A 12,349-nucleotide genomic window follows, 5' to 3' on the forward strand; every position below is an offset into this window, starting at 1 on the left:
GAATCCCCCCATTCTCCCCCGGGGAAACCCTGACCACAGGGCGTCCGGCTCGAGCAATCGACGGCGGCGTGGGGCTATGCGGCGTGGACGAAGGTGGGCGATCCCCAGGCGTACTGGTCGTTGTGCTGGCGCACGCGGGCGTAGTACTGGTCACGCGGGGCGCCGGATCCGGCGTCGGCCAGTTCCAGTGCCACGTGCCGTGCCGCGTGGGGCACCGCACGGTGCATGAGCAGGGCTCCGGTGAGGAAACCGCCCAGGTATTCGGATGCGGGGCCGCGGAGCAGTTCGGCGACGGTCCGCTGGACCGTTTTGCCGTTGAACGTCACGGACAGGACCGTGTTGGCGTCGCCCACCACGTGCAGGGCCATTTGTTGGGTGGCGTCGGTGACCACGTTGGGGTTGCCGTTGGTCTCGGTGCCAAAGCTCAGGTGCTGGGCATCCTGCTGCTCCCAGCGGGAGAAGCTGAAGGACTCGGGCTCCTCGGAGCTGGGTTCCACAATGTCGTAGCCGTGGAAGCGCGGCTCCACGCCCTCGATGCGCCCGCCCCGGATTTCAAGCTGGACATCCCACTTGTTCAGCACACCCACCTCGCCCCAGCCGACGCTGACAGCGAGCATGCCGTCGAACTCGAAGGATTCCTTGGCCTGCGGGCCGGCCTTGGCGATGACCTCGTTGTTGCGCAGGACTTCCACATAGTCCACGGTGTCCCCGCCCAGCACCTCGACAGATATTGCCCTGGTTCCGGCGTTGCTGTATTCGGCGCCCATGGGGTGCCCGTCGATGCTGGTGGCCAGCATGATCCGGTCCCCCGTAACTGCGTAGCTGCGGCGGTTCTTGATGGCGTCCCAGATGCCCTCGCGCGTCAGTTCCTTGGCCCAGACCATGGCGCGGCCGTGGCCGTGGCTGCCGGGGTGGGCGCTGTGGTGGTCTGTGGAACCGATGAAGCCAAACGTGTTGCCGAGGTCCAGGCCGCGGTCCGCCATGCTGCCGGCGTCGCGCGGGCCCATGGTGTGCAGGTAGTTCCGGGGCGCGTCGGCGCTTTCGCCGCAGCCGTGCATGGAGACCAGCTCCACCACGGGGGAAAGCTCGGGATCGTAGGTGCCCCAGTTGATGCCGCGCCGGTCGGCGCGGTAGCCGATGTGGTGCGGGATCACGAATGCCTCCAGCCCGGCCGCGCAGAGGCCGCGAAGCACGTCCTTGAGTTCAGCCAGGCTCTGCGCCTGGGCCGGTTCCAGCGGTCCCGTGCCGGACTTGTAGTAGACGCAGTGGTCGCCGTACGTCATGCTGTGCCACTCAAAGGACAGCAGGGAGACAAACTGCCCGTCCACGTTGACCGCCTCGGTCATGCGCTGGACCTCAGGCCAGTGGCCGCGCAGCCGCTCAAAGCCTGCGCTGTGGTAGCCGCTGACGTGCGGTGGCTCGCTGGGCATGTCGTGCCAGGCGGCGTGGCCGGTGACGGTGCCGAAGTCCAGCTGCAGCTGCGCATTCGCGTAGGCATCGGCCAGGGTTCCGTGCCCGTAGCTGATGGCACAGTGGTTGTGCAGGTCCCCCGCGTAGGCGGCCATCCCGGAATAGGCAGCAAGGCCCGAGCGGGGTCGAATCAGTGTCACAAGCAACGCTCCAAGTCTGTGTTTGGAAAAGTGAAATGCTAGAGGCCGGCGGGCTTGGCCTGGCTGTGGTGCGGCTCGTCGCCCACCTCGTGCTGGCGCAGCCAAAGCTTGCGTTCCATGTCCGCCCGGACCTCCGCGTAGGCGGGGTCGTGGTGGACGTTGTTGATCTCGTCGGGGTCCGCCAGGAGGTCGTACATTTCCCATTCGGGGTGGAACACTGCCCCGCTGGTGCCGGGCAGTCCCAGGCCATCGTTGTAGAAGTAAATGATCTTGTAGCGCTCGGTGCGGTAACCGTAATGCGCGGGCGCACGGTGCGCGGCGTCGTCGTTCTCAAAATAGCGGTAGTACATGCCTTCCACCGGCTCGGCCTCGGGCCGTTCCCGCAGGTCCGGCCAGATGCTGCGCCCCTGCATGCGTTCGTGGTGCGGGACGTTGGCCGCATCCAGGATCATCTGGGCCAGGTCAACGTTGGTGGTGATGCCGTGGAACGTCTTTCCGGGTGCCAGGGCGGCCGGGTAGCTGAGCACGAACGGCATGCGCAGAGCCTCCTCGTACATGAACCGCTTGTCGAACCAACCGTGGTCGCCCAGGAAAAAACCCTGGTCCGAGGTGTACATGAGCAGCGTGTCGTCGTACTGGCCCCTTTCCCGCAGCCAGTCGCTCACGCGGCCCACATTGTCATCCACCGAGGCCACGCACGCCAGGTAGTCCTCCATGTAGCGCTGGTACTTCCAGACGGCAAGCTCCTCGTAGCTGAGCCCCTCGGGCGGCAGCTCCTTCAGGTCGTCCATGTTCATGAAATCGGCCACACCCATGGTGGCCCGGTGGGTGGCCGCCGAACGCGTTGCGAGGTCGTCCGTAAACGTCCGCGGCACAGGAATCGGGTCCTTGTACATGCCCGCGTGCTTTTCATCCGGCTGCCACGGCCGGTGCGGGGCCTTGTGGTTGATCAGGATGACCCAAGGCTCCTCCCCCTCCAGCCCCTCGGCCCAGCGCAACGCCAAGTCCGTGATGATGTCCGTAGCATAGCCCTTCTCTGTCCGCCGCCCCTGCACAGACAGGAACGTCGGGTCAAAGTATTCGCCCTGGTCAATGAGCACGTCCCAGTAGTCGAAGCCCCGGGGATCGTGTTCGGGCCCCTCCCCCAAATGCCACTTGCCCACCACGGCGGTGCGGTACCCGGCGTCCTTGAGCAGCGAAATGAACGTGGGTTGCCCCGCATCCATGTGCGTGCTCAGCGTGGTCACGCCGTTGACGTGGCTGTAGGTGCCGGTCAGGATCGATGCCCGGCTGGGCGAGCACAGCGCATTGGTGGCGAAGCAGTTTGCCAGCACCCAGCCGTTCTGGGCAATTTCATCGATCCGCGGCGTCGTGTTGACCAGCGAGCCGTACGCCCCCACGGCGTGTGCCGCGTGGTCGTCGGTGAGGATCAGCACGATGTTGGGACGTTGGCGGGTCTGTGAGGTCAAGGTGGCTGGCTTTCTGATTGGGTCCGGGGCAGGGCGGCAATGATGGACGACGGCGGCACTAGCCCTAGGCGGTGAGCTCGAGTTCCTCTGCGGGGAGCCGGAACGCAAGATCCTCGCCGCGGGACAGGCGGTGTACCTCGGCCACGGTGCTCATGGCCATGCGTTCAAGCTCCGTCCCGAGTGATCCTGCCATGTGAGGGGTCAACAGCACGTTGGGGTGGTCGAAAAGTCCCGAATCTGCCGGCAAATCCCACGGAGTGGTCACATCGAGCACGGCAAACAGCGTGCCCGCCTGGATCCGGGCCAGCAACGCGTCCTGGTCCACGAGTTCCCCGCGGGCCGTGTTGATGAACGTGGCGCCGGACTTGAAGGAGGCGATCAGCTCAGCGTTCACCAAGTTCCGGGTGGATGGCAGCGAGGGTGCATGCAGGCTCACCACGTCCGAGGTTGCGGCCAGTTCCTCAAGCGTCACCTTTGCCACGCCCAGGGCCTTGGCCTCGGCGTCGGAGAGGAACGGGTCGGCCACCACGAGTTCCAGCTCGTAGGACTGCATCAGGCGGATGACGTGGCGGCCAATCTTGGACGCGCCAATGATGCCAACCCGCTTGTTGTAGTTGCCCAGCTCCGGGAACTGCGACTCGGCATGGATCATGTCCCGGAGCCTGTGGACGCTCCGGGCAACTTGCAGCACCCGCTTGTTGGCCAGCAGCACCATGGCCACTGTGTACTCGGCGACGGGAATGGAGTTGGCGTCGGCGGCCGTGCTGACCTGGATGCCGCGGGCCCAGGCGGAGCCGTCCATGTGGTTCTTGACTGTTCCGGCCGAGTGGAGGATGTAGCGGAGCCCAGGCGCCGAGTTGAGCACTGCGCCGTCGATCATGGGACAGCCCCAGCCGGTGATGAGTGCATCGGCCTGGGCCAGCAGGGCAAGCGAACGGTCACTGGAGAACTCGGCCATGGGTTCGCGGCTGAGCAGGGTGGCACCGGACTCCAGGGCGTCCAGTACGTGCGGCGGGAAGATCCTGTGCGCCACGTCCTGGGGCATGGCCAGGGCCACCTTCAGGGCGTTCACTTGACGCTTCCTGCCGTGAGCCCGGACTTCCAGAAGCGCTGCAGCATGATGAAGGCAATGAGCAGCGGGATGATGGAGAGGAAGGATCCGGTGATGACCAGCGGTGCGAAGTCCGGGAAGGCCACCGAGTGGCCCTGCCAGATGGAGATGCCCACACTGACGGGCAGCAGCTGCTGGTTTTGCAGCATGACCAGCGGCAGCATGAAGTTGTTCCACACGCCCACGAACTGGAACAGGCCAATCGTGACGAAGCCGGGCATCATCATGGGCAGGCCAATGGAGAAGAAGGAGCGGATGGGTCCGGCACCGTCGACGCGGGCCGCCTCGAGTGTTTCCATGGGGATGTAGCCGGAGGCGTAGACCCGGGCAAGGTAGACGCCGAAGGGGTTGCACAGCACCGGAATCAGGACCGCCCACATGGTGTTGGTCAGGCCCACCTGTGAGGCCAGCAGGTACATGGGCAGCACCGTGGCGGTGTTGGGCACCAGGACGCCCACCAGGACGATGCCGAAGAAGGATTCCTTCCAGCGGAAGTTGAACTTGTCGAATGCGTAGCCTGCCATGACGGCGATGAGGCCGCCGAGGACCGCGCCGGCGCCGGCGTAGATGATGGAGTTGGCCATCCAGCGGAAGAAGACGCCGCCGTCCTGGGCGGCCACGTTGCCGATGTTCTCGAACAGGGCGAACTTGCCGAAGGAGAAGGCGCTGGTGCCGTAGAGGTCGGCGGTGTCCTTGGTGGAGGCAAAAACCAGCCACAGCACGGGAATGACCATGTAGGCGCAGCCCAGGACCAGGAGTCCGTTGACGGTGAACTTGCTGGCGAAGCCGTCCTCGCGCCTGGACCGCTTCTGCTGCTGGGGTGCGGCCTGCCGGCGGGTCCGTTCCGGACGGGTCAGGGTTTGGGTGCTCATGATTTGTCCGCCTTGTTGCTGAAGCGTGTGACGACGAAGGAGAGAATGGCCGCCAGCAGCGCAATGATGATGGATGCCGCGGCGGCCTGGTTCAGGTTGTGCCGGTTGAAGGCGGCGTCGTAGGCCCACATGTTGGGCACCCAGGTGCTCGTGATGGAGGATGTGGCCTTGGACAGGATCATGGGTTCGGCGAAAAGCTGCAGTGTGCCGATCATGGTGAAGAGCATGATGACGCCCAGGGCCGGGAACACCAACGGGAACTTGATGGCCAGCGAGAGCCGCATTTCGCTGGCGCCGTCAACACGGGCGGCTTCAATGATTTCCCGGGGCACGGCCTGAAGTGCCGTGAAGAGGATGATGACGTTGTAGCCGGTCCACTCCCAGACGGCGATGTTCACGATCGAGGGCAGGACCATGTGCGCATCGAGGAAGCCGATCTGGATGCCACCGCTTTCCAGGGCCTGCACGAGCGGGCTGATGCCAGGGGTGTACAGGTAGGCCCAGATGAGCGCCGCAATGACGCCGGGCACGGCGTGCGGCAGGAAGACCAGGAGCTGAAACATTTTGCGGGCGCGGGCCACTCCTGCGTCCAGGAGCAGGGCGAAGACAACGGCGCCGCCCACCATGGCCGGGATGTACATGGCGCAGTATCCGACCAGGCGCAAAAGGCCGCTGAGGAACGTCTCAGACTGGAGGACCTGGACGTAGTTTTCCATGCCGACGAAGGTGGTCACGGGATTGCCGAAGCCGAGCCCGGACTTCCGCTCGCTGAAGAAGCTCAGCCAGATGGAGTAGATAACCGGGGCCACCATGGCCACGGCAAAGAGGGCAAAGAAGGGGGTCAGGAACAGTGCGGCGGTACGCCCGCTGTTGCCCGTGGCTGTGCGCTTTCTGCGCACAGGTGCTGCTGGTGCCTGTATGGCCATGGTGTTCTCCTAGTGTGGCCGGCTGCCCCGCAGCCGCGGTGCAGCCGGCCGAAGTGCTACTCGGTGACGGAAAGGCCGGTCTGCTTCAGGCCCTCGACGGTGGCCTTCTGCGCTGCAGTGATGGCCCCGCCCACTGTGCCGCCGGTGCCGAGCTTGCCGTAGGCGTCGCCAATGGCGGCCTTGGTGATTTCCCAGTTGGGGCCCCACTGCCAGCCCGGGGTGATGGTCTTGTACGCGGCATCGAAAACCGCGTAGATGTCGTTGCCGAAGAAGCTGGAATCGAAGGCCTTCTGTGCCACGGCGGTCAGGCCGGGGTAGGCGATGACAGCCGAGCCGCCGTTGCCGCGGGCCTCAATGGCCTTGGGGTCGGTGGTCAGGAAGGTGATGAACTTTGCCGCGGCCGCCGGGTTCTTGCTGCCCTTGGTCACGTTGAAGCTGGAGCCGCCGTAGAAGGCACCTGCCGGCTCGCCCCAGGTGGGCATTTCGGCGGCAATCCAGGCACCCTTCTGGTTGGCGTTCTCCACACGCTTCTGCAGGCTGCGGGCGCTCCAGCTGGCGCCGAGGACGCCGGCCACATTGCCCTGGGCCAGGTCCATGCCCCACTCGTCGCTGGCGGCCTGCTGGACCTTGACGATCTTCGCGTCGATCATCTTCTGCCAAAAGTCGGCGACCTTCATGGTGGGCTGGTCGTTGATGCCGATCTTCCACTGATCACCTTCGGTGGTGAACCACTTGCCGCCGCCCTGCCAGGCGAGGGCGGCGGTGATGGGAACCTCGTTGGGGTTGAAGCTGGCGAGGTAGCGCTCGGGGTTGACGGCCTTGAGCTTCTTGCCCGCCTCCTCAAACTCGGCCCAGGTGGTGGGAACTGCAGCGCCGGCTTCCTCCAGGAGGTCCTTGCGCAACCAGAGGATCTGCGGTGCCGCATCGTAGGGCAGGCCGTAGATGCTGTCGCCGAACTGCACCTGGCCGCGGATCTGCTCGGACAGCTTGTCCACCGTGGCGGCCGTGTCAATCAAATCGTTGAGGGGAAGCAGGTGGCCGTCGCTGACAAACTGGGGCAGCTGCGGGTATTCGACGGTGGAAACGTCCGGGCCGTCGCCGGCGGTGATGGCCGTGGCCAGCTTGGCGTAGCCGCCGTTGACGCCGTTGGGGATGGTCTCGAACGTGACCTTGATGTTGCTCTGGCTGGCGTTGAATGCCTCGGTGACCTTGTCCAGGCCGGCCAGGGAGGACCAGAAGGTGATTTCACCCTTGGGTTCCGTGGTGGGCTTGTTGGCGGCCGCGGGCTTCTCGGTGGTGCCGCAGGCGGTCACGAGCAGGCCGGTGCCGAACAGGCCTGCAGCCCCGAGGATGAATTGACGACGCTTCATGAGTGTTCTCCCTTGAATTCCAAAACGAAGTGTGATGGTCATGTGCGCTGTGCCACATGAGCTATGTCCATGAAACACTCAAACATGAACAATGTCAGCGAAGTAAACACAACTGAACATCAAGGGATAACACTGCCGGCTGGGCGGCCTAGGGATGCCCGGAGGATTCCCTCACCACAAGTGCAGGCGACAGGCTGACCTGGCGCAGGGCGGTGGGCTTTCCTGCCGGAGAGTCAAGGCGGTCCAGGCACATCTGCAGGGCCTGGTAGCCGACGTCGAACTTGGGTGGCGCAATGGCGGTCAGGGGCACGGCGCCCATGGAGGCCACCTCGTCGTCGTAGGCCACGATGGCAAGGTCCTCCGGGATGCTGATCCCACGGGACTGGCAGCTGTCCACGAAGGTGAGTGCGTCCTGGTCGTTCAGCAGCAGCACCGCAGTCAACTCCCCCGCCATGATCTTCTCAAGCGCCTCCTCCAATTCCGCGCGAAGGGATTCGGGCTCCTCCTGTTTGCTCCCGAAGGAATGCTCATCGCCAGGGTTCCAGGGCAGCCCGGCACGTTCCAGGGCCCGGCGGTACCCGCTGCGCACTCCCGCCGTCGTGGGGCTGTTCCGCCGCGTGCAGAGTGCAATCCTGGTGTGCCCCAGGCCAATCAGGTGGTTGACGGCAACTTCGGCCCCGCGCACGTGGTCGCTGCGCACTGATTCCAGCAGAAGGTCATCGCGGACATCGTCGATGGGACGTTCGGCAACAACTATGGGAATGTCTGCCGATGCCAGCAGTTCCAGGGTGCGTGAATTGGCCAGGGATTCGGCACTGAAGGTCACAATGAGCCCGTCCACCTTGTTGGCCAGCAGCCGCTCAATCTGCCTCTCCTCCTCCAGTTGCGAGTAGTTGGAAACGGCCAGGACCAGGCGGGCCCCCATGTCCCGTGCCGCGGCTTCGGCACCCCTGACCACTGTTGCAAAGTAGTACCTGGCATTCGGCATGACCAGGCCGATGGTCGGCACTGCCATTCGGCCGCCACGGGCACCTTGCGGGGCATGCGGGGCTGCGCCGGGCATGCGGCGAAGACCCGTTCCGGCGCCGGCGTGCTGCCGTCCCGCGGGCGCGGCAACTTGAACGGGGATGGCCCCGCCGTGGACGCGCTGGAGCAGGTTTTCGGCTTCCAGTGCGGCCAGGTCCCGCCGCACGGTCATGCCGGACACTCCGAGGTGTGCGGCAAAATCCGCAACACTGAAAGAGCCCTTGCGGTGCAGTTCGCGCAGGATCAGCGCACGGCGGTCATCGGTCAACATGCGGCCAGTCCCCTAGTTGTTTGTTTGTGTGCAGTTGTTCACTATGAACTACAGCGGACTGGCGGCAGGAAGTCAAGGATGTTCGGGAAACCACGCCCCCCGGGGGGGTTGGCGGAAAACCGCACAAAGCCGCGTCGTGTGCCTTCCTTCGGAGGGCACACGACGCGGCATCTGGCGCGGGGTCAGACACTGGCGGTGTAGCCCACCACCTTCGTGCTCGACACTGCCTCGCCTGCCATGACTGCATTGGCACGTACGGTGACTTCCCCTGCGGGCAGCGCAGCGGAGTGCACCGTGAAGCGGTGAAATGCGCTGGTGCCGGGTTCGATGCCCGTGAACTTCCTGCTGCCAAAGGCGGTTGTCAGGTCAACATCGACAGGGACGGCTTCGGTGTTGCTGACCTCCACCTGTATCTGGGTGTTCCTTCCCACGGGGCGAGCTGTGACCTCAACGGCCACGGCCGGGCGGCCGGGCACCTCGATGCGGACCAAGTTGCGCCCGCGCAGGGAGTAGATGTTGCCGGCCTCGTCGTTGGTGAGGTGCGAGCCGCTATACCAGCCGCCCTTTGTGTCGGCCAGGACGGTTTCCACGGCAAAGTTGAAGGGGTCAAAGCGGAACACGTTCGTGTCGGAGACGCCGTAGACCACGCCGTTGTTGGTGACCATGGCACCGAAGCCGTAGGACAGGTTCTTGATGCTGGCCTGGTGGATGGGTAGCCGGGTGCGCACATCAATGACGGTGATGGTGCCCTTGCGGGAGAGCGCGTACAGATTGTGTCCCTGAATGGCCAGGGCCGCCGTGCCGGAGTCCTGAGGGGCAATGCGCCATAGCTCGGTTCCTGCGAGCGGGTCGAACGCAACGATGGTGCCGCCGTCGGGAATCTGCGGCCCTCCGCCGCCCAGGTAGGCCACACCGTCCTGGGCCACCACGGCCCGCAGCAACTGGGTGTTGTCGATGGGGTTGATGAAGTGCCTTGAGGCGCCCGTCGCCGGATCATGGGACCACAGCGAACCGCCGGCCTCGGTGTCCGATTGTGCGCCGACCAGGACAAGTCCGTTCGTGGAGTCCCAGGTTACGTCAAGCGGCCGGTTCTGGGCCTTGGGAAAAGCTGCTGCCTGGGTGATCGGCAAGCCGTCGTCGGGGTTGTATTTCCAGATGCCCTGGCCGCTGTACATCCCCGCGTACAAGGTGTTGCCGACCATGATGGCGTCCTTGGCCTCGCCGGGTGCGCGCAGGTAGGTGACCGGCTCACCCGTCATCGAATGCCGGGCAATGGAGCCGTTGCCGCCCACGTAGACGTAGCCGCCTCCGGCGGCCATGCCCATTGCGGTCTGTGCCTGGACGGGAGCGCCGGCCGCGGCAAGGTCGGTGACGGTGCAGCTGCCGGCCAGGGGGTCAATGGCCGCGACAAAGCCGTAGGCCGAGGTGACAATGACTTTCCCGTCCAAGGCGTCCACGCCCCAAATCTCGCCCAGTTCCGGCCCTTTGAAGGACACCGGGGTGACGGCGTTGGTGGTCAGGTTGTACTGGAGCAGGCCAATCTCGTTGGCGAAGTAGACTACGTCACCGATGCGGGCGAAGGCCTTGGCTGTGATGCCGACGGAGGTGGCAACCCGGTAAGAGGACACGTTATCCAATTCAAGGGCTGCCATCTTGGACTGTTCGGTGGAAGCCGCCGTTCCCACGATGAGTTGGTTTCCGAAGATGGCCAGTTCACGGATGCTGGGATCCGTTTCCAGTTCCCGCGGCGTCACCCGGGTGAACTGCCCGGTGGCCCGGTTGTAGGCGAAGAGGCAGGCACGGCTTGCATTACCACCGCCGTTGAGGGTACTGCCGGCCCCAAAGAAGACGGTGTCATTGGTGGCAGCCACTGCACGGGCCAGCGTTGCGCCGGGTTCCGGGATGCCGCGGCTGACAAATTTGCCCGCCGCCGCATCGAATTCCCACAGGGCCGGTGCAGAGGCCGAACCCCCGCCCACGGCAAAAACGGTGCCGTCCGGGGCAACGCTGATGTCGCGCACATCGCGGTCCCCAATGGTGCCGAACCCAGTCGCTGGCTTGCCCAGATCCCTCAAGTCCCAGCTGTACACATTCGCCTGGGGCCCGGAACTCTTTTGCAGCATGCCTGCGTAGAGCGTACGGCCCTCGGCATCAGCCGTGAGCGTTTGAACGGAATGGCCCGTGGCAAGTTCCGTTTGTGCCACCACAAGGCCGGTTGCAACATCCAGGGCAACAATGCGTGCCGGCTCAACGTTGCGTGAGCCAATGTAGAGCGTGTTGCCAACCAACTGACCACTCATCAGGGAGAACTGGACAATGGCCGGCCCGAGGTCAAAAACCTTCGGCCCGTCCTGCGCGGGGCTGCTTCCGAGTGGTGCGAACGTGGCTGCGGAGGCATGGCCGGCGCCACTGGCGGCCAGAATTGCCGCCAGGCCGGCTGTGCCGCCGGCCTTGATGACGGTGCGGCGGGACAAGTATGAATTCTGCATTGAATTTCCTTTGCTTGGAGGCCTGTTGCTGCCCAACGCCATTCACGTGCTGTTCGATCCAGCGTCCCGTGCCGCGAGGCTCCCCCGCTTGCGGTGCCCGGTTGAATGCCCTGTCACCAGGGAAAGCGTTCTCCAGAAGTATGGCCCAGGTCACCCTTGGGCTGTCCAGCAAATGCGATCAACTGAACAGCAAATGAACACATGACTGTTCTTTTGGGCGGCGTGGCCATGCCCGACTCAGGCAGCAGGGTGCTGCAGGCGAACGCGCCTGTAGCCGCGGTCCACGAGGCCGCCGGTGATACCCGCAATTGCTGCTGGCAGGGCCGCAAGGGCGGCGAGGTGGCGGGCCAGGCCCTGCGGCATCAGCACGGCCACCCCGCCGACGAGCAATGCCGGGGCAGCGACGCACACCGTCACCCAATGCGGGTGGCCCCGCCGCCATGACAAGAGTGCCGCTGCCAGCGAGGCCGCGGCTCCGCCCAGGATGTGCAAGTTCCCAACGCGTGTTTCTTCATCGAACACGGGGTCCGGGCCAAACAGGATGAGCGTTGATATGGAGAGGCCCCTGACCATCAGCACGATCGACAGGACAACCAGCAGTGACCAGAGGATTGCTCCGGCCCAGCCGCGACGTTGGATTGCCGAAGGGCCCGGGACGGTCACGGCAGCGTCAATTCCACAAGGACCAGGCTGCGGTTGCGGTTGACCTCGGTGAATCCAGCGGAGACGAAGGTGCTCAGGATGCCGGTGAAAAGGTCCGCGTTGCTCTTTTTGGCCATGGCAGTGTCCGAGGGGCGGGCCCGGAGCACGCCGGCACCATGGTCCCGGGCGTGCTCCACGGCTCCGTGCAGGAGTGCCGTGGCGACTCCTGTGCCGCGGTGGCCCACACGCACAACAAAACAAGTGACCGCCCAAATGGCGTCCTCGGGTACGTGGCCGGTGGGCTTGAACCTGGGGAATCGAGAGCTGGGGCCAACCTGGATCCATCCCACCGGCTCGTCATCCTTGTAGGCGAGCAGCCCGGGTACCGGATTCAATGAATCCACCTGCCCGCGGAGGGATTCCCTGTTGGCTTCCTTCCCGCGGTTCCCCTGGGTATCGATGAAGTACTGGCAGGCGCACCATGACGGATTGCCGCGGGTTCCGAACACCTTGGCCACATCATCCCATCGATCCGGCGTGGCCGGGTGGACGGTGATGGTCAT

10 protein-coding genes are annotated in these 12,349 nt (G+C 64.8%); all 10 read right to left on the reverse strand.

What is annotated here, in order from left to right; translation table 11 throughout:
* Positions 1–74: 74 nt before the first annotated feature.
* The 10 genes from PCK14_RS00295 to PCK14_RS00340 all read right to left on the reverse strand — a co-directional run bounded on the left by PCK14_RS00295 (position 75) and on the right by PCK14_RS00340 (position 12,349).
* Positions 75–1,610 (reverse strand): DUF3604 domain-containing protein, encoded by a 1,536-nt coding sequence (locus tag PCK14_RS00295; RefSeq protein WP_269936456.1) that lies wholly within the window; start codon positions 1,608–1,610, stop codon positions 75–77.
* A 38-nt stretch (positions 1,611–1,648) separates the two neighbouring features.
* On the reverse strand, positions 1,649–3,079 hold the full coding sequence (locus tag PCK14_RS00300) for a sulfatase family protein (protein ID WP_269936457.1): 1,431 nt from the start codon (positions 3,077–3,079) through the stop codon (positions 1,649–1,651).
* 64 nt (positions 3,080–3,143) lie between these two features.
* Complete coding sequence (locus PCK14_RS00305; RefSeq protein ID WP_269936458.1) at positions 3,144–4,151, reverse strand: hydroxyacid dehydrogenase; 1,008 nt, start codon at positions 4,149–4,151, stop codon at positions 3,144–3,146.
* On the reverse strand, positions 4,148–5,062 hold the full coding sequence (locus PCK14_RS00310; protein ID WP_269936459.1) for a carbohydrate ABC transporter permease: 915 nt from the start codon (positions 5,060–5,062) through the stop codon (positions 4,148–4,150). Before PCK14_RS00310 ends, PCK14_RS00305 begins: the two co-directional genes overlap by 4 nt.
* Positions 5,059–5,988 carry a carbohydrate ABC transporter permease gene (locus PCK14_RS00315; protein ID WP_269936460.1) on the reverse strand — a complete coding sequence of 310 codons (930 nt, stop codon included), beginning with the start codon at positions 5,986–5,988 and terminating at the stop codon, positions 5,059–5,061. Before PCK14_RS00315 ends, PCK14_RS00310 begins: the two co-directional genes overlap by 4 nt.
* A 56-nt stretch (positions 5,989–6,044) precedes the next feature.
* Positions 6,045–7,358: an ABC transporter substrate-binding protein gene (locus PCK14_RS00320; RefSeq protein WP_269936461.1), complete on the reverse strand. Its 1,314-nt coding sequence runs from the start codon at positions 7,356–7,358 to the stop codon at positions 6,045–6,047.
* Positions 7,359–7,506: 148 nt separating this feature from the next.
* Positions 7,507–8,655, reverse strand: coding sequence for a substrate-binding domain-containing protein (locus tag PCK14_RS00325; RefSeq protein WP_269936462.1), 1,149 nt, complete (start codon positions 8,653–8,655; stop codon positions 7,507–7,509).
* Between the two features lie 182 nt (positions 8,656–8,837).
* Positions 8,838–11,144 carry an outer membrane protein assembly factor BamB family protein gene (locus PCK14_RS00330; RefSeq protein ID WP_269936463.1) on the reverse strand — a complete coding sequence of 769 codons (2,307 nt, stop codon included), beginning with the start codon at positions 11,142–11,144 and terminating at the stop codon, positions 8,838–8,840.
* Between the two features lie 237 nt (positions 11,145–11,381).
* Positions 11,382–11,807, reverse strand: a complete 426-nt coding sequence (locus PCK14_RS00335) for a hypothetical protein (RefSeq protein WP_269936464.1) — start codon at positions 11,805–11,807, stop codon at positions 11,382–11,384.
* Positions 11,804–12,349, reverse strand: coding sequence for a GNAT family N-acetyltransferase (locus PCK14_RS00340; protein WP_269936465.1), 546 nt, complete (start codon positions 12,347–12,349; stop codon positions 11,804–11,806). The genes PCK14_RS00335 and PCK14_RS00340 overlap by 4 nt, the downstream gene beginning before the upstream one ends.

The sequence above is a fragment of the Arthrobacter sp. HY1533 genome, assembly GCF_027568515.1.
Classification (GTDB): Bacteria; Actinomycetota; Actinomycetes; order Actinomycetales; family Micrococcaceae; genus Specibacter.

Excerpts from the sequence above, each read along its gene's own strand:
- PCK14_RS00310 (WP_269936459.1), bottom strand. The coding sequence starts at position 5,062 with ATGAGCACCCAAACCCTGACCCGTCCGGAACGGACCCGCCGGCAGGCC.
- PCK14_RS00315 (WP_269936460.1), bottom strand. The coding sequence starts at position 5,988 with ATGGCCATACAGGCACCAGCAGCACCTGTGCGCAGAAAGCGCACAGCC.
- PCK14_RS00320 (WP_269936461.1), bottom strand. The coding sequence starts at position 7,358 with ATGAAGCGTCGTCAATTCATCCTCGGGGCTGCAGGCCTGTTCGGCACC.
- PCK14_RS00325 (WP_269936462.1), bottom strand. The coding sequence starts at position 8,655 with ATGTTGACCGATGACCGCCGTGCGCTGATCCTGCGCGAACTGCACCGC.
- PCK14_RS00330 (WP_269936463.1), bottom strand. The coding sequence starts at position 11,144 with ATGCAGAATTCATACTTGTCCCGCCGCACCGTCATCAAGGCCGGCGGC.
- PCK14_RS00340 (WP_269936465.1), bottom strand. The coding sequence starts at position 12,349 with ATGACCATCACCGTCCACCCGGCCACGCCGGATCGATGGGATGATGTG.